At 64.7% G+C, this 19721-nt stretch carries 24 protein-coding genes and 1 tRNA gene; 13 read left to right on the forward strand and 12 right to left on the reverse strand.

Going from position 1 to position 19721, the window contains the following annotated elements; all coding sequences use genetic code 11:
* Nucleotides 1-28: 28 nt before the first annotated feature.
* Nucleotides 29-388 carry a hypothetical protein gene (locus EAO80_RS12085; protein ID WP_122090140.1) on the forward strand — a complete coding sequence of 120 codons (360 nt, stop codon included), beginning with the start codon at nucleotides 29-31 and terminating at the stop codon, nucleotides 386-388.
* Between the two features lie 7 nt (nucleotides 389-395).
* Here EAO80_RS12085 and EAO80_RS12090 read toward each other — a convergent pair whose 3' ends face one another.
* Entirely contained in the window at nucleotides 396-986 is a 591-nt protein-coding gene (locus tag EAO80_RS12090; protein ID WP_122090141.1) for an NAD(P)/FAD-dependent oxidoreductase, read from the reverse strand.
* 112 nt (nucleotides 987-1098) lie between these two features.
* On the opposite strand from EAO80_RS12090, the gene EAO80_RS12095 reads away from it, so the two are divergent.
* Both EAO80_RS12095 and EAO80_RS12100 read left to right on the forward strand, forming a co-directional pair.
* Nucleotides 1099-2487, forward strand: a complete 1389-nt coding sequence (locus EAO80_RS12095) for a GntP family permease (protein ID WP_122090142.1) — start codon at nucleotides 1099-1101, stop codon at nucleotides 2485-2487.
* 402 nt (nucleotides 2488-2889) lie between these two features.
* Nucleotides 2890-3747 (forward strand): hypothetical protein, encoded by an 858-nt coding sequence (locus tag EAO80_RS12100; protein ID WP_211330702.1) that lies wholly within the window; start codon nucleotides 2890-2892, stop codon nucleotides 3745-3747.
* Nucleotides 3748-3948: 201 nt separating this feature from the next.
* Here the strand turns inward: EAO80_RS12100 and EAO80_RS12105 are convergent, their stop codons facing one another.
* Nucleotides 3949-5124 (reverse strand): mandelate racemase/muconate lactonizing enzyme family protein, encoded by a 1176-nt coding sequence (locus EAO80_RS12105; RefSeq protein ID WP_122090143.1) that lies wholly within the window; start codon nucleotides 5122-5124, stop codon nucleotides 3949-3951.
* Between the two features lie 95 nt (nucleotides 5125-5219).
* Here EAO80_RS12105 and EAO80_RS12110 point away from each other — a divergent pair, with 95 nt between their 5' ends.
* The 5 genes from EAO80_RS12110 to EAO80_RS12130 are packed head-to-tail and all read left to right on the forward strand — an operon-like array spanning nucleotide 5220 to nucleotide 9922.
* A complete protein-coding gene (locus EAO80_RS12110; protein WP_122090164.1) occupies nucleotides 5220-6221 on the forward strand; it encodes an LLM class flavin-dependent oxidoreductase in 1002 nt (333 codons plus the stop codon).
* A gap of 47 nt (nucleotides 6222-6268) precedes the next feature.
* Nucleotides 6269-7579, forward strand: coding sequence for a phosphoribosylamine--glycine ligase (gene purD / locus EAO80_RS12115; protein WP_122090144.1), 1311 nt, complete (start codon nucleotides 6269-6271; stop codon nucleotides 7577-7579).
* A 52-nt stretch (nucleotides 7580-7631) separates the two neighbouring features.
* On the forward strand, nucleotides 7632-9155 hold the full coding sequence (locus tag EAO80_RS12120; protein ID WP_122090145.1) for an FAD-dependent oxidoreductase: 1524 nt from the start codon (nucleotides 7632-7634) through the stop codon (nucleotides 9153-9155).
* A 50-nt stretch (nucleotides 9156-9205) separates the two neighbouring features.
* Complete coding sequence (locus tag EAO80_RS12125) at nucleotides 9206-9376, forward strand: hypothetical protein (protein WP_162993990.1); 171 nt, start codon at nucleotides 9206-9208, stop codon at nucleotides 9374-9376.
* 39 nt (nucleotides 9377-9415) lie between these two features.
* A complete protein-coding gene (locus tag EAO80_RS12130) occupies nucleotides 9416-9922 on the forward strand; it encodes an acyltransferase (protein ID WP_122090147.1) in 507 nt (168 codons plus the stop codon).
* Between the two features lie 11 nt (nucleotides 9923-9933).
* Here EAO80_RS12130 and EAO80_RS12135 read toward each other — a convergent pair whose 3' ends face one another.
* Entirely contained in the window at nucleotides 9934-10695 is a 762-nt protein-coding gene (locus EAO80_RS12135; RefSeq protein ID WP_122090148.1) for a mechanosensitive ion channel domain-containing protein, read from the reverse strand.
* Nucleotides 10695-11510 carry a diadenylate cyclase DacZ gene (gene dacZ / locus EAO80_RS12140; RefSeq protein ID WP_122090149.1) on the reverse strand — a complete coding sequence of 272 codons (816 nt, stop codon included), beginning with the start codon at nucleotides 11508-11510 and terminating at the stop codon, nucleotides 10695-10697. The genes EAO80_RS12135 and dacZ overlap by 1 nt, the downstream gene beginning before the upstream one ends.
* Nucleotides 11511-11629: 119 nt before the next feature.
* On the opposite strand from dacZ, the gene EAO80_RS19765 reads away from it, so the two are divergent.
* Entirely contained in the window at nucleotides 11630-11779 is a 150-nt protein-coding gene (locus EAO80_RS19765) for a hypothetical protein (protein ID WP_162993991.1), read from the forward strand.
* Between the two features lie 179 nt (nucleotides 11780-11958).
* Here the strand turns inward: EAO80_RS19765 and EAO80_RS12145 are convergent, their stop codons facing one another.
* The 3 genes from EAO80_RS12145 to EAO80_RS12155 form a co-directional block, all read right to left on the reverse strand.
* Nucleotides 11959-12768 carry an FkbM family methyltransferase gene (locus EAO80_RS12145; RefSeq protein ID WP_122090150.1) on the reverse strand — a complete coding sequence of 270 codons (810 nt, stop codon included), beginning with the start codon at nucleotides 12766-12768 and terminating at the stop codon, nucleotides 11959-11961.
* A gap of 221 nt (nucleotides 12769-12989) precedes the next feature.
* Nucleotides 12990-13074, reverse strand: a tRNA-Leu gene (locus EAO80_RS12150).
* A 64-nt stretch (nucleotides 13075-13138) separates the two neighbouring features.
* A complete protein-coding gene (locus EAO80_RS12155) occupies nucleotides 13139-13822 on the reverse strand; it encodes a haloacid dehalogenase type II (protein WP_122090151.1) in 684 nt (227 codons plus the stop codon).
* A gap of 82 nt (nucleotides 13823-13904) precedes the next feature.
* Between EAO80_RS12155 and EAO80_RS12160 the strand changes: the two genes are divergently transcribed.
* On the forward strand, nucleotides 13905-14213 hold the full coding sequence (locus tag EAO80_RS12160) for a transcription initiation factor IIB family protein (RefSeq protein ID WP_122090152.1): 309 nt from the start codon (nucleotides 13905-13907) through the stop codon (nucleotides 14211-14213).
* Nucleotides 14214-14242: 29 nt separating this feature from the next.
* A complete protein-coding gene (locus EAO80_RS19770) occupies nucleotides 14243-14401 on the forward strand; it encodes a hypothetical protein (RefSeq protein ID WP_162993987.1) in 159 nt (52 codons plus the stop codon).
* A gap of 4 nt (nucleotides 14402-14405) precedes the next feature.
* Here EAO80_RS19770 and EAO80_RS12165 read toward each other — a convergent pair whose 3' ends face one another.
* Genes EAO80_RS12165 through EAO80_RS12185 form a run of 5 tightly spaced genes read right to left on the reverse strand, consistent with a single transcriptional unit; the run spans nucleotide 14406 to nucleotide 18163 of the window.
* Nucleotides 14406-14903 carry a phosphopantetheine adenylyltransferase gene (locus EAO80_RS12165; RefSeq protein ID WP_122090153.1) on the reverse strand — a complete coding sequence of 166 codons (498 nt, stop codon included), beginning with the start codon at nucleotides 14901-14903 and terminating at the stop codon, nucleotides 14406-14408.
* A 49-nt stretch (nucleotides 14904-14952) separates the two neighbouring features.
* A complete protein-coding gene (locus tag EAO80_RS12170; RefSeq protein WP_122090154.1) occupies nucleotides 14953-15504 on the reverse strand; it encodes a helix-turn-helix domain-containing protein in 552 nt (183 codons plus the stop codon).
* A 45-nt stretch (nucleotides 15505-15549) separates the two neighbouring features.
* The gene (locus tag EAO80_RS12175) at nucleotides 15550-16635 is read right to left on the reverse strand and encodes a glutamate--cysteine ligase (protein ID WP_122090155.1); all 1086 of its coding nucleotides are present in this window, start codon (nucleotides 16633-16635) and stop codon (nucleotides 15550-15552) included.
* 38 nt (nucleotides 16636-16673) lie between these two features.
* The gene (locus EAO80_RS12180) at nucleotides 16674-17306 is read right to left on the reverse strand and encodes a fibrillarin-like rRNA/tRNA 2'-O-methyltransferase (protein WP_122090156.1); all 633 of its coding nucleotides are present in this window, start codon (nucleotides 17304-17306) and stop codon (nucleotides 16674-16676) included.
* Nucleotides 17303-18163, reverse strand: a complete 861-nt coding sequence (locus tag EAO80_RS12185) for an NOP5/NOP56 family protein (protein WP_122090157.1) — start codon at nucleotides 18161-18163, stop codon at nucleotides 17303-17305. The genes EAO80_RS12180 and EAO80_RS12185 overlap by 4 nt, the downstream gene beginning before the upstream one ends.
* A 95-nt stretch (nucleotides 18164-18258) precedes the next feature.
* Here EAO80_RS12185 and EAO80_RS12190 point away from each other — a divergent pair, with 95 nt between their 5' ends.
* Nucleotides 18259-18750: a hypothetical protein gene (locus tag EAO80_RS12190; RefSeq protein ID WP_122090158.1), complete on the forward strand. Its 492-nt coding sequence runs from the start codon at nucleotides 18259-18261 to the stop codon at nucleotides 18748-18750.
* An 81-nt stretch (nucleotides 18751-18831) separates the two neighbouring features.
* Nucleotides 18832-19721: transcription initiation factor IIB (locus EAO80_RS12195; protein ID WP_122090159.1), on the forward strand; the 890-nt coding region annotated here is incomplete at its 3' end.

The raw sequence follows: 19721 nt of genomic DNA on the forward strand, positions 1-19721 counted from the left end.
TTATCAATCAGCCAATCGGACATCGTGTATGGTACTCGATACTATCATCGTGTTCCTGGTCAGTCTGATAGTCGGGACGCTAGGGATCTACGTCGGCGTCAGTCTCGCGACGAACGAAGCCATCGGGTTCGGAGGGGCGGCGCTCACCGCACTGCTCGGGGCGCTCGCGTGGGGGCTCGTGAGCTTCTTCGTGGGATGGCTACCGCTCGTCGGCGCGTTGCTCGCGCTGGTGGCGTGGGTCGGCGTGATCAACCTCCGTCACGCCGGCGGCTGGGCGACTGCAGCCCTGATCGGAGTCGTCGCGTGGCTCGTCGCCAGTGCGGCGCTGTACGCACTCACACTCGCCGGGCTCGTCTCGGCCTCCGCGGTTGGGATCCCCGGGGTCTGAGCGGGCGTTATTCCTCCTCGGGAACCATCCCACCGAAGGTCTCCTCGGCGTCGGCGGGGACGTCGAAGTCGTGGTAGTGATCCCCTTTCTCCTTGGTGAGAACGTTCAGTGCCGCCGCGGCGCCGTCGCCGGCCGAAATGACGGCCTGCCACTCCTCTGTCCGTCCCATCGCACCGGTCGCGTAGGCGTTCTCGACGCTGGTCTCCATGGTCACGTCCACGTCGACGACACCCTCGTCGGTGAGTTCACAACCGAGCTCCTCGGCGAGGTCGCGCTTCGCACCGGTCGCGAGGATCAGGTACGTCGCCTCGTACTCGCCGTCGTCGGTAGTGATCGAGAACCCATCGTCCGCGGGCTCGATGGCCGTGACCTCCTCGCCCTGATGGCGGTCGGCACCGAAGTCGTCGACCTGCTGTCGAGCGGTCGCCATGAAGGCGCTGCCGTCGACCGAGCCGATCCCGAGGTAGTTGAACAGATGGGCCTTGTGCATCCACGTCTGGTCGGTGTCGAACACGACGGTGTCGAGGCCGTTTTTCGCGGTGAACAGTGCCGCGCTCAGTCCCGCCGTCCCGCCGCCGACGATCGCTACGTCGCTCATATGATCCCAGACGGACAGGTCGCCAATAAGCGTACTGGCTGGTGGTCCGTTTTCAATTAACAACCATATAGGATAACTATTAAATGCATCTTTTTCGTTGGTTCCGAGTGGAATGTTCGACACTACCATACTGCAGTTGGGTGGGCAGGGGCCCCTCGTTTCGCTCCTGGCCGGAATCGTGGCGATCATACTCCTCTTGGTCGTCCTCGACTTGCCGCCGTTCATCGCGCTCGTCGTCGCGGGGCTCGTCGTCGGTATCGTCACTCCGGAGGTCGTATTCGCGGAGATACCCGCCGAGTTCGCCACCGCGTTCGGCGACAACATGGCCGGGATCGGGATCCCGATCCTCATGGCGGCGGTCATCGGCAAGTCGATGATCGAAAGCGGGGCCGCGGATCGGATCGTGCGGGGGTTCAGCTCGGTCGTCGGAGAGGACCGGACCGAACTCTCGCTGTTCGGAAGCAGTTTCGTGATCGCCATCCCGGTGTTTTTCGATAACGTCTTCTATCTGCTCGCGCCCCTCGCGCGGGCGGCTCGCACCCGGACGGGCGGGAGCTACGCGCTGTTCATCGTCGCCGTGGGTGCCGCCGGTGCGACCACCCACGCCTTCGTTCCGCCGACGCCCGGCCCGCTGCTGGCGGCGGGTGAGCTCGGCGCCAACCTCGGGACCACGATCGTCACCGGCGTTCTCGTCGGGCTCCCGACTGCACTCGTCGCTGGGCTCGGCTACGGGCACTTCATCAATCGCCGGATGGACATCCCACTGCGCGACGCGATGGGGACCTCCGTCGACGAGCTCGAGGAGAAAGTCAACAGACCGACCAGCGCCCTTCCGGGGATGTTCGAGTCCCTGCTCCCGATCCTGCTGGCGGTTCTGCTGGTGGCCGCGAACACGGGCGTCGAGACGTTCGTCGGCGAGGAGAGCGCGCCGGCTGCCTTCACGGGCTTCTTCGGTGATCCGAACTTCTCGCTGACGATCGCCGCGCTGGTCGCGGCGTTCACGTTCTACCGCATGAGCGACCTCTCCTCGGATACGTTCTCGGACGAACTCACGGAGGCGCTCAAAAGCGGCGGGAACATCGCCGCGATCACCGCCGCCGGCGGCGCCTTCGGCGCGATGCTCGCCGCGGCGGGCGCAGGAGAGTACATCGCCGGCGCGCTGGAGAACGTCGGGTTCGGGCTTCTCGTGACGGCATGGATAATCGCCGCCGGGGTGCGCGTCGTCCAGGGCTCGGCGACGGTCGCGATCGTCACCACGGCCGGCATCATGGCGCCGTTCACGGGCCAGCTGACGGTCAATCCCGCCTACATGGTCATGGTGATCGGGGCGGGCGCCACGTTCTGCTCCTGGTACAACGACAGCGGCTTCTGGATCGTCAAGGAGATCGGCGGGCTCACGCAGGCTGAAACGCTCAAGACCTGGACCATGGCGACGATCCTGATCGGTGTCGTTGGTCTGATCGCCTCGCTCGTCTTCTCGACGGTCCTCCCGCTGGTCTGAGCGTCGAACCCGACCGCAAGCGGTTTTTGCGCTTTCCCAGTCCGGTTGCGATCCTAGTTGTTCACCACCTCTATGGGGACATCCGGCGGGTAGGTCGTACGTATGGAGCCGTTTTTCCTTCGATACCCACACGAGAAGTGGATCGTCCGTTTCGGTTGAAGCGATCAAAGACCCCATTGTATTATACTTCTATGAGACCGTTCTCCACCCACGAGATGATTTTTGCACCGCTCGTCTCTCACACACCGTTCTCATGTCCGGGGGATGATGAATAACGGACGCTCAGTCAGGGACTGGTTCTTATTCGGTGCAAACCGTTTGACCGTTACAGCAATCCTGACAAGTACCTGTTTCGTTCTCCTGACGGTTTTCAGCATGCTTGATCTCCCCTTCCAGTCGATATTGAGCGATGGAGACACGATCGAGACGCTGTTTCAGACCCTTATCGGTGTTCTCATCACTGGTATGACGCTCGTTGTCTCGATCAATCAACTCGTCCTCTCCGAGGAGTTCGGGTCGCTGGGTCGACAACGCGAGAGAATGGACAAATCGATGACGTTCCGGAAGGACTCCGAGCGAGAGTTTCAGTGGACTGGCCCGCCGGAGCCGAACCGGTTCCTCAGTACGCTCATCAACACGAGCGTCGATCGGACCAAGGCGATTCAAGAGGCCGTGAAAGGAAACGCCGACCAACTCCTTCGAGACCGGGTCGAGCAACTGGCCGATCGGATCACCACGAGCGCCGACGAGGTCACCGACGAGTTAGAAGACGCACCGTTCGGCGAGTTCACGATCATGCGGGCCGCCCTCTCGTACAACTATTCGTGGAAGATCTACCTCGTTCGTCGACTGTACTGGGAACATCGAGAGAGTTTGAGCGAGGACGAGCAAGGCGCGATCGATGATCTAGTCGATATCTTGGAGCTGTTTGGCCCGGCAGAGGAGTTCTTCAAGGCGCACTATCTCCAATGGGAACTGGTCAATCTCTCCCGACGGATCCTCTACTCGGGGGTTCCAGCGCTCATCATCACGATCTATGCTGCGCTCTATCTGAAACCCGAGGTCGTCTCAGGGACGGTATTCGATGTCCCCGTACTCGTCTGGCTCATCAACGGCGGAGTGACGTTTGCGCTGATTCCGTTCTTTATCTTTACCGCGTACGTCTTTCGGACGGCCTCGATCGCGAAGGAGTCGGGAGCTATCGGACCGTTCGTCCTCCACGAATCGGAGCGAGCGCCCCTCATCGACTGGGAGGACTAACACGTCGCGACGCCACGGTTCAGGCCCGCTCGGTCAACGGTCCGTTGCTGGCCGAACCGCGACAGTTCTTATCTTCACCGGCGGCCGTTTTTTGCACCTATACGGAGCGTCGCAAGCGGTCCACGCTTACCGTAATCCCGCTACGCCCAGCCGATTCAGGCAGGTATCCGAGAGCAGGCGTTCAAAACGCCCATTACTGCCTTATCGCAGACCGACTTCCCGTTTCTCCCAGTCCTTCTCGAAGAGGTTGATCGTGTGGACCGCATCCTCGGTGTAGGCGTGTTCCTCAACGACGTCGTGATCGAGTTCGATCCCGAAGCCGGGACCCTCCGGAACCTGCACGTAGCCGTCCTCGACTTCGAGGGGATCGGTCAACAGATCGTCGACCCAGTCGACGTCGTAGGTCTGGAACATCTCCTGGATCAGGAAGTTCGGCGTCGACGTGCAGAAGTGCGAGTAGATCGCGCCTGCGACCGGACCCTGTGGGTTGTGTGGGGCAATGCTGACGTGATCTGCCTCCGCGAGCCCCGCGATCTTCTTGCCCTCCGTAATGCCACCGGTGTTCATCAGGTCGGGCTGGAAGACGTCGATGTCCGTGCGGGTCACCAGCTCGAAGAAGTCGTGTTTGCTCATGTGGCGCTCGCCCGTGGCGACCGGGATCGGCGACTTGTCGGCCACTTCGGCGAGGCTGTTGATCGAGTCCGGCGGGCAGGGCTCCTCGTACCACGTGGGATCGAACTCGTCGAGCTTGCGCGCGATGTCGATCGCCTGGGCGGCCGAAAAGCGCCCGTGGCACTCGATCAGGAGGTCGACGTCCGGCCCGACGGCTTCTCGAACCGCTCGGACGATGTCGACGGAGTGGTTGACGTCCTTTTTCGGCATGTGCTGCCAGGCCGTCCCGAAGGGATCGAACTTCATCGCGTCATACCCGTCATCGACGACGCGTTCGGCGGCCTCGGCGAACCCTTCGGGCTCGCCTTGGGTGTCGGTGTACCAGCCGTTGGCGTACGCGCGGAGTTCGTCACCGTGGACCTTCCCGCCCAGCAGGTCGTAGACAGGTGTATCGAGCAGTTTACCCTTGATGTCCCAGCAGGCCATGTCGACCGCGGAGCAGACGGTGGTGTTGATGACGCCCTTCGAGAACCACTCGTCGCGGTACATTTCGAGCCAGATGGCCTCGGTGTCGAAGGGATCCTTCCCGATGAAGAAGTTCGACATCTCCTCGATGGCCGCGGCGACGGTGCGGGGTTTGTCGTGGGTCGTCGCCTCGGCGAGGCCGGTGACGCCCGCGTCGGTCTCGAGTTCGACGAAGACCCAGGGTTTCCAGGGGTTCGCAACCAGATAGGTTTCGACGTCCGTGATCGTTACGTCGTCCATGCTCGTGTGAGCGAATCGATCCGCACGTAGTAATACTACCGGTAGAGGCGTGGGACAGGCGGGCGCTTATGAACTCGTGTGGCGAACTAGCGTACATGGATTTTGGTCTCGGACTCCTGAGTGCACAGCGATGGCCGGGCGACGACCGATCGGCGGGCGAGATCTACGGGGAGGTGCTGGATCTCGGGCAGGCGGCTGAGGAGGCGGGCCTCGACAGTGTCTGGACCTCCGAGCACCACTTCACCGACGACGAGTACCTCTCGGGGACGATGCCGACCCTGGGAGCGCTCGCGGGCGCGACCGACGAGATCGAGCTGGCCTCGGGCGTCGCGCTCACGCCCTTCTACGATCCCGTCAGGCTCGCGGAGGACGCCGCGACAATCGACGCGCTCTCCGGCGGCCGGCTCACGCTCGGACTCTCGATCGGCTATCTCGACTTCGAGTTCGAGAACTTCGGAGTCTCGAAGGACGAACGCACCGAGCGCACCGAGGACGCCGTCCGCCTGCTGCGCAACGCCTGGGAACCCGGTCCTCTGGAATACGACTCGGAGTTCCACCCGATCTCGCCCGACGCCGAGGTGACGCCGACGCCCGACGAACCCCCGGAGGTCGTTCTAGGGGCGGTCGCGAAGCCCGCGGTCCGGCGGGCCGCGCGCATGGGCGACGGCTGGTGTGCCAACGAGATGCTCTCGATCGAGGACATCGAACACCGGAAGAACGACATCGAACGCGTTCGGGAGGAGGAGGGGATCGGGGGAGAGTTCACCACCTACGCGATCCAGTACGCCTTCGTCGGCGACAGCTACGAGGAGGCCTGGGAGACGCTCCGGGATGGCTACTTCTACCAGCAGCGCAAGTACCAGGAGTGGGGCGGCGAGGAAGCGATCGACGAGCTATCCGACGAGCAGAAGGAGGAATTCGAGGAGCGCGCGCTCGTCGGCACGCCCGAGGACGTGGTCGAGGGGGTCGAGAAGTACCGCGAGGCGCTCGGCGACGACGTCCACTTCGTCTTTCGGCCCTACGCGCCGGGCATCGACACCGAGGAGCTGCTCGAATGTATCGAGCGCCTCGGCGAGGAAGTCGTGCCGCGCCTGTAGACGGGCGAAGGGCAACCTTTACCCCCCGGCCTGCGCCTCACTCAGCCATGACCGAGACCGTGTTGCTGGTCGGGGGCGGCGGACGCGAACACGCCATCGCGCGGACACTGGACGACGGCGACTGTGACCTGTACGCCTGTGCTGGAAACCGCAACCCGGGGATCGCCCGAATCGCTCAGGGCTTCGAGGCGCTCGATACGACGAACACGAGCGCCGTGACGAGCTACGCCGAGGAGGTCGGCGCGACCCTCGCCGTGATCGGCCCCGAGGCGCCGCTGCAGGCGGGCGTGGCCGACGCCCTCTCGGACGCCGGAGTCTTCCCCTTCGGCCCGAGCGCCGAAGGGGCCAGAATCGAGACGGACAAGGCCTATCAGCGCCGGTTCATGCGCGAACACGACATCTCGGGCTGTCCGGAGTTCGAGACCTTCGAGGACACGGAGGAGGCCTGCGAGTACATCGATTCCTCTACTATCGACCTCGCCGTCAAGCCCGCCGGACTCACCGGCGGGAAGGGTGTGAAGGTGATCGGCGATCAGGTGAATCGGGAGGAAGCGAAGGCGTACCTCCGCGAGGAGGAGTATGACAGGATCGTCTTAGAGGAGCGATTCGTCGGCGAGGAGTTCACCGTTCAGGGCCTCGTCGCGAACGGCTCGTTGAGAGTCACTCCCGCAGTGCAGGACCACAAGCGCGCCTACGAGGGCGACGAGGGACCCAACACCGGTGGAATGGGCTCTTATAGTGCTGCGGGCCTCGAACTGCCCTTCATGGGCGAGGAGGAGTACCGCGAAGCCGTTGGAATCCTCGACGAGACGGTCGCGGCGCTCGGCGAGTATACCGGGGTGCTCTACGGGCAGTTCATGCTGACCGCCGACGGCGTGAAAGTGATCGAGTACAACGCCCGCTTCGGCGATCCCGAGGCGATGAACACCCTGCCGACCATGAACTCCGACTTCCTCGACGTGCTCGTCGCCGCCCGCGAGGGCGAGGAGCTGCCGCAGCTCTCCTTCGCCCCGCGCGCGACCGTCTGCAAGTACGCCGTTCCGGATGGCTACCCGGTCGATCCGCAGGGTGGGACGCTCATCGAGGTCGACGAGGAGAGCGTGGCGCGGGCAGCGACCGAAAACGGCGACGCTGCGCTCTTCTATGCCAGTGTCGACGACCGTGACGAGGGTATCTACACGACCACCTCACGCGCGTTCGCGGTCGTCGGGATCGCTGGGACCATCGCGGAGGCGGAGGCCATCGCCGAGAACGCTCTGAACGAAGCCGACGAAGGCGTGCGGATCCGCCACGACATCGGGACCGAGCAGTTGGTCCAGTCGCGCATCGACCACATGGGGGAGCTTCGCGGGGAGTAGCGCCGGCGCACGCAGGGGTAACGACGAGGGGTGTTCCGTCAATGGTACGTCCATGAGCGAACACGGACGCACCCGCGACGAATCGCCGTGGCTGGCGACGACGGACGGCCCACGATTTTCGGCGCCCGATGGCGATCGAGCCGTCGACGTGGCGGTGGTCGGTGCCGGCATCGCGGGGCTCTCCACTGCGGCCCGGCTCGCCGAGGACGGTAGCAGTGTGGCGGTGATCGAGCGCGACCGGGTCGGCGCTGCGGTGACCGGCCACACCACCGCGAAGGTCACCTCACAGCACGGCCTGAAGTACGACCGATTGCTCGATACGGTGGGCGAAAAGCGCGCGCGCCAGTATGCCGAAGCCAATCAGGACGCCGTCGAGGAGATCGCACGGCGAAGCGAAGGATTCGACGCCGAGTTCGAGCGGCGGGATGCCTACGTCTACGCCGAGGATTCGGACAGTCGAGGACAGGTCCGCGACGAGGCGGAGGCGGCCGAACGCCTCGGTTTACCCGCCGAGTTCGTCGGAAGCGAGGACGTCGACCTCCCCTATGAGACGGCAGGTGCGGTCCGCTTTACCGAGCAGGGCCAGTTCCACCCCCGGAAGTACGTTTTAGGATTGGCCGACTTCGTCGAGGCCAAGGGCGGTGCGGTCTTCGAGGAGACGCGCGCAACCGCCCTGCGGATCGACGAACCCTGCGAAGTCGAGACCACGGATGGGACGCTCACTGCCGACCACGTGGTCTGTGCGACCCACTTCCCGGTCTTCGACCGCGGGAGCTACTTCGCGCGAATGCAGACCAAACGCTCGCACGTGATCGGGATACGGGTCACGAGCGAGCCCCCCGAAGGGATGTACTACAACACGGGCGATCCCTATCGCTCGATCCGAGTCCACGAACTCGACGGCGAGCCGCTCGTCCTCGTGGGCGGGGAGAACCACGAAACCGGCCGGGGTGGCTCGACGGACGAGCGCTACGACCGCCTCGAGACGTTCGCCCGCGCATATTTCGACGTCGAGGAAATCGAGTACCGCTGGTCGACGCAGGACTACAAACCGTTCGACGGGGTGCCCTACATCGGTCGGCTCGGTCCGGTGGGCGAGAACGCCTACGTCGCGACCGGCTTCGGCGGCTGGGGGATGACCGGCGGGGTCGCGGCCGGCGAGATCATCACGGGGCTGATCCGCGACGGCCAACATCCCCACCAGGATGTGTTTTCGCCCGCGCGGGTCAACGGCGAGTCGGCGAAGACGTTCGTCCCCCACAACGCCGCAGTCGGCGCTCACTTCGCGGCCGACTGGGCGCGCTCGCTTCTGGCCGACAGGGAAGCGACGCTGCGACCCGGCGAGGGTACCGTGGTGAAGACCGACGACGGACCCGTCGGCGTCTCCCGATCCGAATCCGGCGAGCTGAACGCCGTCTCGGCGATCTGCCCGCACATGAAGTGCGTGCTGCGGTGGAACGACGGCGAGACCAGTTGGGACTGCCCGTGTCATGGCTCGCGGTTCACCCCCGAGGGGCGGGTGCTCGACGGACCGGCGATCGAGGACCTGCCGCGTCGAAACGCCCGGGAAAAGTGACTGCGCGTGCCGGAGCGGACCTTTCGCCGGTAGCCGAACTCCACTCGGATATGAGCGAAGACGACCCGGCCTACGGCAGCGACGGGATCGAAAACGACGACGGACGGTACGGCGACACCGAGGACGAAAAGCGGAGCGCGGGCGGCGAGAGCGACGGGGCTGAGAACGGCGACGAGGGGGAGGACGGATCGCTCGGACAGGACGAGACCGACCTCGAGTAATCACGCTAGTTCAAGGGACAGCCGGACCAACGGGGGTGCGTGAGCGACGACATCCCGCCCCGCCACGACCGCGTGACCCGCCACCCGACGCCGGGTCGCACGAACTCGCTGTGGCGCTGGCCCGACGCCCGCCATCCCCTCCGAATCGTGGTCAACTACCTCGTCATCGTGCTCGTGCGCCATTCGCCGAGTCTCCGGGCGAAGAACTGGCTGCTCAGACGGATCGGCGTCACCGTCGGCGAGGGGGTCTCGTGGGGGCTCGAATCGACCCCCGACGTCTTCTGGCCCGAACTGATCACCGTCGACGACGGCGCGATCGTCGGCTACGACGCGACCTTGCTCTGTCACGAGTTCCTCCAAGAGGAGTACCGTACCGGCTCCGTCAGGGTCGGCAAAGGCGCGATGATCGGAGCGGGTGCGGTGGTGTTGCCGGGCGTCGAGATCGGGGCCGGCGCGAGCGTCGCGGCGAACTCGCTGGTGACCGAGGACGTCCCGCCGGGCGCGACCGCCGTCGGCGTCCCCGCCGAGATCCGCTCCGACGAGTGACCGTCTACTGATCACTCGCGGCGCTTGCTCGCGCCTTCCTCGAAGACGATCCGGTTGGGGACGATGTACTCCGTGCCGTCGTCCTCGATCCGGGTGACGAACAGCTCGACCTCCTGGACGACACCTTCCCGCCCGCCGATCCGCACCCGGTCGCCGATCCCATAGGGTTGATTCAAGAAGAGATAGAGCCCCGCCGCGCCAGACGAGAGCAGGTCGCGTGCCGCGATCCCGCCGAGGAAGACGATTCCGAAGAAGTACGCTCCGAGCAGGACGAGCAGGGCGGTGGTGGCGATTCCCAACTGGCCCAGCGCGATGAGGACCGCGACGTAGATGACGCTGTACTTCACGGTCGTCCCGACGAGGCCGACTTCGGGGAACTTCACGCTGCGCAGGCGTTCGTTGATCAGCAGTTCTATCTTGTCCCCGGCGATGATCCCGACGATGACCACGAACAGCGCGATGAAGGCGCGGGGAAGCAGCCACGTGAATTGGGAGAAGAGGACGAACACGTCGAGCACGCCCGCGACGTAGAGCGCGAACAGGACGCCCACGCCGTAGACGAACCACGAACTCAACCGCGAGACGACCGAGACGGTCGAACTCCCCAGCCCTTGGGCGGTCCGTTCGAAGGCGGTCCCCTCGACGGCGTCGCCGACGCCGAGGGCGGTCAACACCCGTTTGGTGGACTGTCCGAGGACGTACCCGAACGCCACGACCCCGACGAACACCGCGAGTGCGAGGACGAGCGGGGCACGCAGGATCGAGACGACCATCAATACTCCTCCGGATCGAGCTCGAGGACGAGCTGTCCGCCTTTGAAGGCGCGGACGAGCCCGTCGCTTTCGGAAAGCACGATTGAGGTGGCGTTCGTATCCCGCGTGATCGCCCCGCCGGCCATGTGCCGGGCGCCGAGCCCCTTCGGGATGTCGATACCCTTCGCGTCGGGTTCGAGATAGCGGTAGGCCGAGACGATCTTGCCCGAATCCGAGATGACGAAGGCGCCGTCGAGCCGGGAGAACTCCTTGAGCATCACGTTGACGATCGGGTCGCCGACGTGGACGTGGGACTTCTCGAAGGGGTTGTACGAGAGGGGCCGGGACTTGTTCATCACGTTGCCCGCGTCGCCGATGACGAAGAGCGCGCCGACGGGTTTGCCCTTCTGGCCCTTCTTGCCCAGATCGATTGCGACCTCCAGAACGCTCCTAATCACTTCCGGTTCGGCCCGGGAGTTGACGAACAGGTCGTAAAGCTCCGAGTGGACCGATTCCTCGGCGCGCACTCGCGAGACCGTGTCGATCTCCTCGCTGAAGATCGCCGTCGCGCAGACGACGACGTCACCCTCCTCGATGTAGCCGTCGCCGACGGCCGCACCCACGCCGAACTCGATGAGGTCATCGATGTCGGTGAAATCGAGCGGGATCTCGACGAAGATGTCGGCCTCGACGGCGTTTTCCGTACCGACGACGACGACCTCCGCGTCGAGTTCGGCCTCGGCGAAACGTTCGTAGAGTGAGCCGGTGGGCGAAAAGAGCGCGACCGCGTCCGCGTTCTCGACGATGCCGGAGAGGAGCCCGGAGACTGTATCCATTATCAAGAAACTCTCAGCGCGCGCGAAAAAGCGTTGTGGAGGGCTTCGAACCGTCAGACGACCGGCAGACACGATCCTGCCGAACGCTTTTGACCCTCTCGTCCCAACGGGAAGGCGCTATGGTTGCCCTACTCGCGATCGTCAAGAAAGCGGCGTCGTTCGGCTACAAGAAATACGGGATTCCCGGCGCGATCGGGTCGGTCGTGCTCGCCCTCGCGGGGTATCGGTTCGTCAAGAAGGCGTTGAGCGGGTCAAAATCGTCGAACTGAATGCGGAACGATCGGGTCGTACTTCCCATTCACGTCGAACCGATCCAGTCCCCGCGTCTCGCCGTGCTCGGTTCGGCCGGCGCGGGGAACCGGATCCGAACCGTTGGACCCCCGTGAGAACACGTTACGAGCAGTCGCTCGAAACTGAGAAGGATGCTACCCAAACAGCATCCTAGTCGTCAGTTGAATTCGTTCCTAAACGCGGCATGAGGGACGGGTTTCAGGGTGAAAAACAGGATATGGCCCCGTTTCATCCCGACTAAAGTATACCCCTTCGGTTGTAGCAGTTCCGTGACCTCCCTGCCCGTCGGTTTCCCCTCCCGTTCTTCACCGGCGTTCACGACGACGTTCTCGATCCGTAGCTCTCCCATCCCGTCGATTATCTCCGGCTCCGCGCCCTCGGCCTCTACTTTCAGGAAATCCACACCATCTACGTTCGACCGCTCGATATAGTCCTCAAGCGTGTGAACCGGTACGTGGTCGCCGGCGCTTCCCGACCCGGTATCGGGATCCAAGAACCCGTCGTCACCACCCCCGTCCCCGTACCGTATCTCCAGTTCGTCCTCCTCGTTCCAGAGCCCGCGATTGACCAGTTCTACGTTGTCGAACCTCTCCAAGTTTCGCTCCGCGATGGCGTGATTTCTCGGGCTCGGCTCGAACGCGATGACCCGCTCGGCCAACTTGGCGTACATCGCCGTATGCTTCCCGTGATAAACGCCGGTCTCGACGACGACGTCCGAAGGACCCGGCGCGACGTCCACGACTGAATCGGTATATATGTATTTGTCCCTGTAACCGAGACCGACCGTCGTTAGCTTGTAACCGGCCGAGAGTGGCGGTATGGACGGATTGTACAGCGTATATCTCTTCAGTAGTCGATCGATCGTAGCGCCGGCCCGTCCTCGTACTGCGCTGAGAAACGGTGGCAGTCCGGCTTCTCTGTAGGCTTCGAACGCGTTCGTTACCGATTCGGAGATCCTCGCAAGCATATCGTCCCCTGGTTCCTCTATCGCAAAACCGTTGCCGAATACTGGTATCAAACCGATCTGCTAGGGTTCGACGGAGGGCATTCAAACCGGTTCTGCGTTTCTCATGCGCGGCACCGGATTCGAACAACGCCCGAGAACCCGCTCGCTTCGCTCGCGGAACCTCAGTCTAACTCATATCCCCATACGATTGCTACCGCTCGCTATTTTGCTTGCGGCAGCAATGCGCGGGACCGGATTCGAACCGGCGGACCCCTACGGGACAGCGTCCTAAGCGCTGCGCCTTTGGCCTAGCTCGGCAACCCGCGCGCGATACTCGCTTTCCACGAACGGACCAAAAACCCGTCGCTGTCGTCTCGACCGGGACGGGGCGCTACTGCTCCAGCGTCTCGCTCAGTTCGTCGATCGTCCCGACGGTGAGGTCCGGCTCGCCGTCGAAGGGTTCCCAGGGTGCGCCCTTCCGGTCGATCCATACGCCCTGCATCCCGGCGTGACGCGCGCCCATCACGTCGAACCAGCCCGCCGTGACGTGGGCGATCCCCTCGATCGGGGTTCCCGTCCGTGCCGCAGCGTGGCGATAGAGACCGGCGGCCGGTTTGAACGTCTGAACCTCGTCGGCGCTGATCGTGTCCTCGAGAAGGTCGCGGATATCGGCGTGCTCGACCATCGATTCGAGCATCTCGGGGTTCCCGTTCGAGACGACGTAGCAGTCGTAGCCCGCATCGCGCAGGCGCTCGATACCGTCGCGTACGTCGTCGAACACGTCGAGTTCGTGGTAGACCGCGAGGATCTCGTCGCGCTCCTCGGTCGGGAGGTCGACGCCGTGGGCGTCGAGGGCGTACTGCAGCGCGTCGCGGTTCATCTCGTAGAACGGCTGGTAGGCGTCGATGTGGTTGGCGACGAACGTGTATTCGAGCGAGCGCGACCGCCAGCGCTTCGAGATCGGTTCGGGCTCCTCGACGCGCTCCTCGAGTGCGTTTTCGGCCGCGTCGACGTCGACGAGCGTGCTGTAGGAATCGAACGTGACCGTCTCGACGCGCTCGGGATCGAACGACATGGTCGGACCACGGCGGCGAGTCCCATAGTTCTCCCGTCCGCGGAGTCCGACGGTTTAACTCCGATGACGACCAACACAGTCCGTGTACCGCGCGAGCGACCGGTTACAGAACGAACGCTGGCTCGCTGACCTCCAGCGGGCGGCCGACGAACTGGGGTTCGAAAGCGACACCCGCTCGATCGCCGAGGACCTCTTTCTCTCGACGATCCCCGAGGAGGACCGATCGAAGCCTGCCGCCATCGCTGCGAGCCTCTATGCGGGCGGGCTGATCGCGGGCGATCGTCGCTCGCAGGGTGCGGTCGCCGATGCGGTCGGCGTGACCCGCCTGACGGTTCAGAACCGCTGGAAACCCCTGATCGAGGCGGCGGGTATGGACCCGCCGACCTGGTGAGTCGTCGACCGACTAGCGGGTTTTTGACGATGGACGACCAAGGGCGTGGTACGATGTGTCACTGCCTTGGCTCCGTCGAAGGGATGAGCGAACCGGAGCGCGCCGACCTGCGTGAAGAACACATGATCGAGGAGTTGCGCGCCGAGTACACGAGCGAGGAACTCGATCGGTTGGGCGTCGCCGCGTAGGGCGTTATTTTTCCGGTCGCGTTCGGCCCCGTCCCTCGCGCTCGGGCGTGAGGTTGCCGTGTTCGTCGATCTCGCCGTCGACGATCCGGGTACTCGAGACGATGTCGCCGTCCTCGGCTCGGAGGTGGTCGACCACGACGAGTTCGAGGGGGTCGTGGCCCTGTTCGCGCCGGATCCCGTTGATGCGTTCGCCGCCGCGCTGGGTCTCGGGTGAGACGATCAGCGCGTCGAAACGGGGCCGAGTGGCGATACCCGTGGGATCCTCGAGCTCCATGATCTCGTACTCGCGGCCGTGCTCCTCCGCCAGCGGGGCGAGTTCGGCCTCGAGGTCGGCCTTCCGGTCCTCGAAGGCCCGGACGTATCGGTCCTCGTGGCGAGTCTCGGGTGCGAGTTCGTCGCTCGTCAGCCCGACGGTGACGTCGCCGAGTTCGAACGCGCGCTCGAACAGTGCGCGATGACCGTCGTGTACGGGATCGAACGTCCCACCCAGCGCAACCTGCATACCGGGGCGATGTGAGCCGGTGGCTTAGTGGCTTCGGAACGGGGAACGGCTACTTCGTGGCGTCGGTGTCGTCAGCGTCGTCCTCAGCCCCGTTGTCGTGTCCGTCGGTATCGTCGACGGTGATGCTGATCGGCCTGCTCGCTTCCCCCTCGTTTTCCGCGAGATACTGATCGAGGTTGAAGACGGTGTTCAATTCGTCTTGGACCTGATGGAGGATCCCTCCCACTAACTCGCTCGGTGCGATTGCGGTGTACTCGTAGGGGTTGTTGCCCGCGCCCTCGCTCTCGCGTTTCTCCCGGGAGACGTTGCCCTCCTCGTTGAGTTCGGCGAGCGCCTCCCGGACCGTACTCGGGTACAGACCGGTGCCCGCGGCGATCTCCTCACTGGTTGAGCCGGGATACTGGCGCAGATAGACGTAGATCCGCGCGCGGGTCTCGGTGTCGAGCACCCATGCGAGCAGGTCGACGATCCCCCTGTCGAACTCCTCGACCGCGCGGTCGGCGCCCTCCTCAATGCGCGTTCGTGCGCCCGTCCCCGCCTCGTCCGCGGAGTCGACCGATACCGGGATCTCCTCGCCGTCCGCTGGGTCGTCTTCGGACATGTCCTCTCTGAGAGGTCGAAAGATCGCTCCGGTAAAAAGTCTTGCTTACAGCGTGAGCGAATCGTAGAGGGCGTCGACGCCCGATTCCTCACGGATCCGACGCTGGCGCTGCGCACCGCTTTCGGCGCCGTAGATCCGTTCGATGCCCGACACGTCCAGGCGGTCGCACTCGCGCTCGACGACCTCAGAAAGCGAGACGGTTCCCGACAGGTCCCGGTCGATGAAGGAGGCGTCGTGGCCGTGGCGCAGCGCGCGCCACTTGTTCTCATCGAGGAGTTCGCGACGGTGATCGTACGCGTCCCCCCACGGATTCACGCTTTCCTCGTAGCGCTCCGCGAGATCCGTCACGAGCGCGTGGATGTACTCGACGAACGCCAGCACGTACTCTGGGTCGGCCTGTCCGTCGGGGGTGCGTACCTCGACGGTACCGTGTTCCGAGTGGGGACGCACGTCGTACCAGAGTTCGCCCCGGTCGTTGATCGAGCCCTGCTCGACCAGCAGTCGCTCGAAATCGGCGAACTCCTCGAAGCTCTCGAATGCCGTCGGCATCCCGGTGTTCGGTAGGGCCTCGAATATCTTCGCCCGCGCCGAGGCCAGCCCGGTGTCGAAGCCGTTCCAGTAGGGCGAATTGGCCGAGAGCGCGAGCATAATGGGTAAAAACCAGCGGATCTCGTTGGCGATCCAGACGGCTTTATCGGGATTATCGACCCCGACGTGGACGTGCAGGCCCGCCGTGGTGTTTCGGTGTTGAGGATACTGGATCCGGTCGAGCTGGGAGCGATAGCGGGGTTTCTCGGCGTGTTCGAGTTCGCGCCACTTCGCGCCGGGATGCAATCCCGCCGCGGCGATCCGATAGCCGTGTTCGGCGGCGTAGGACACGAGGGTTTCACGGACCTCTCGAAGGACCTCGTCGGCCTCCGAGAACGACTCGATGACGGGCGTCTGGGTCTCGATCACGCATTTGAACAGCTCGTGATCGAGGCGCCCCTCGAGTACGCCGGGGGGATCGTTCTCGTAGACCAGTTCGTCCGTCCCCGAGACGGGCCGGCCCGATTCGTTGACGACGAAAAACTCCTCCTCGATCCCGAGGGTGCCCATCCGCGCGAAGTTCTCTGCCGAACCCGTCTCCATCGGAGTTCGATTCGTCCCCGTCGAATAAATACCCCCTGTTATATTCGCGGGCGGGCGACCACGGCGAGGTGGTCCTCGTGATAGGGTTCGAGACGCTCGGTTTCGAGGATCTCGTAGCCGGTTTCGAGGCGCTCTCTCACGTCCGAGAAGACCGCCTCGGGCTCGCGGGTCACGTCCTCGCTTCGGGCTTTGATCGCCGCGAGCAGCCGGCCGTCCTCGCGGAGGAAGGGTCGATTGCGGAGTGCCACGTCTGCCTGCCCGCGCGTCGCGACGTCCTGGACAACGGCGTCGACGTCGCGCTCGACGACGTGGGCGTAGCTCTCGGGTTTACGGGCGTCCTTCAGCAGCGGAAAGAGGTTCTCCCGGTCCTCGGCGACCCCGACGAGGTCCCGGACGGGCCGGGGCGCGAACTCGACGGCGTACGTGGGTCCGGAGAAGTCCGCGACGTGGCTCACGGTCGTGCCGCTCGCCGCACCCAGGTACAGCACCGTCGGCTCGTCGGGGAGTTCGAGGGCCATTCCCGCCTCGAACATCGCGCCGAGCTTCGAGCGATGGGGGTCCCACGCGCGCCACCCCTCCTCGACCGGCTCGCCGTAGACCGCCGCGCCGCGGGTCGAGAGGCGTTGCCGGCCGTCGAACTCCCGCTTCTCGATACCGTCGGGACGGCTCATGACTCCTCCCGCGCCCGGATGGTCGCGATACGCTCGTCGAGTTCGGCGTCGAGTTCGGGTCGTCGATCGCCCGCGTAGTGGTCGACCCGCGCGGCGATGGTGAGCTTGCCCGCGAGCGCCCGGGCGGCCGAGCCCCGGTCTTCGGACCGAGTACCCCGAACGTACTCGTGGGTGTAGATGATCCCGTGTTTGGGCGAGGGGGCGTGGCCCCGGAGATGTGCGAACAGGGCGTCCTCGGCGCCGAGCACTTGTAGCGTGCCGCTCGGTTTCTTCGCGAGTTCGCCGAGCCCGCCGGCCAGCGCGATCAGCCGGGCCGCCAGCACGGGCCCGGCGAGCGCCGCGAGGTTGGGCGCGACCGTGGGCGTGGTTCGCTCGATGAACGCCCTGAGCGAGGCGGCTTCGTCGGCGAGTCCCACCACGCGGGCGGCGAGCGAAACGACCCGCTCCTCGACCACATCCTCGGGGTCGTGTTCGGCCAGTCTGCGCGCGTACGTCGTTCCCGAACCGTCTTCCAGCCCGAGGCTGCCGCCCCACTCGGTGACCCGTTCCGCGAGTTCGTTCGCGACCCGCTCGGTGTCGTCCATCGCGCGCACCGCGTGGACGAGCTGCTTGTCGTCGCTTCGCTCGCGGTCCGCGACCTCCGCGCGGGCGGTCTCGATCGTCGCCGTCCGGAGCCACTCGTAGTACTCATCGGTCGAGTCGACACGACCGGTCTCGACGGCGAGGGTCGGCCAGCCGCGCGGTTCGTCGGTCTCACCGGTGACGATCGCCTCGCGGGCCGCGTCGGCGTCGCCCGGATCGAGCCCGTCGAACCAGCCCGCTTCGGCGGCCGCGGTTCCGTTGGTCCCGTCAGTCATTGGGCGGCCGTAGACCCCGGAGTTGTATAGCCGTCCCGATGGGAGCCGACGAAATCCGCCCAAACTGACTTCGGATCGACGGTCCAACGCTTCCCATGGACGCTGACGAACCCGAACTCACAACCGAGGCGTTCGTCGAGTACTGCCGGCTCCAGGCCCGACTCCTCTCGGGGACCGTCGAGACGATCGAAACCGAGGCAAACGAACTGCTCGACGAACTCGACGAGGAGACCGCTGAGATCCGCCGGCGGCTCGACGACGCGGACACCCTCGCGGGCCCCGATTCACCTCGATCGACCGAGTCCCCCAGCGATCCGTCCGCCGACGTCGACTCGTTGGCCGAGTTGGAAGGGGACGTCGAGGAGAAACAAACCCTCGTCGAGGCGAAGCGGGTTCGGATGGAGGCCTTCCGGACGCTCGCCGACGCGTATCTCGAGCTCGCCGGCGAACTCGAAGGGGGTGCCGAGGACGGCCGGGAGGCCCTCGAACGGGTGGTTCGCTTCGAGGCCGATCGGGACGCCCCGGCGTACTTCGAAGAACGCGAGACGGTACTGGAAACCGCGGTGTCGCGCGACCGCGAGGAGTGAGCCGGCCCACGAGCTCATACCGACCCATCTTTCCCGCTGAAGCGAGGCCTTAAGTCGCTTCGGGGATACTATCGTTTTATAATGACAAGCCCCACCCGTCAGCGCGAGCGCAGTACCGAAACGGAGGAGGTGCAGGAAACACAGGAATCGTCGTCCGAACGGGTGTGCGAGGAGTGCGGGTCGGACAGTCTCGTCAAAAGCGACGACCAAGGGGAACTCGTCTGTCAGAACTGCGGACTCATCGTCGAGGGGATGAACATCGACCGCGGCCCGGAGTGGCGCGCGTTCAACCACTCCGAGCGACAGAGCAAGTCGCGGGTGGGCGCGCCGACCACCCAGACGATGCACGACAAGGGGTTGACGACCCAGATCGACTGGAAGGACAAGGACGCCTACGGCCGGTCGCTGTCTGCCGAAAAGCGCAGTCAGATGCACCGGCTACGCAAGTGGCAGGAGCGCATCCGCACGAAGGACGCCGGTGAGCGAAACCTCCAGTTCGCCCTCAGCGAGATCGACCGCATGGCCTCGGCGCTTGGCGTACCCCGCTCCGTGCGGGAGGTCGCCTCGGTGATCTATCGGCGGGCACTCAGCGAGGACCTCATCCGCGGGCGTTCCATCGAAGGTGTCGCCACCGGATGTCTCTACGCGGCGTGTCGGAAGGAGGGGATTCCACGCAGTCTGGAGGAGATCAGCGAGGTCTCGCGGGTCGAGCGAAAGGAGATCGGGCGCACCTATCGGTACGTCTCCCAGGAGCTCGGCCTCGAAATGCGTCCCGTCGACCCCCAGCAGTACGTTCCGCGTTTCTGTTCCGAACTCGAACTCTCAGAGGAAGTCCAGGCGAAGACCAAGGAGATCATCGAGGTCACGACGGAGATGGGCCTGCTCTCGGGGAAGTCCCCGACGGGCTATGCCGCCGCGGCGATCTACGCCGCCTCGCTGCTCTGTAACGAGAAGAAGACCCAGCGCGAGGT

It is taken from the genome of Halalkalicoccus subterraneus, assembly GCF_003697815.1.
Taxonomy (GTDB): Archaea; Halobacteriota; Halobacteria; order Halobacteriales; family Halalkalicoccaceae; genus Halalkalicoccus; species Halalkalicoccus subterraneus.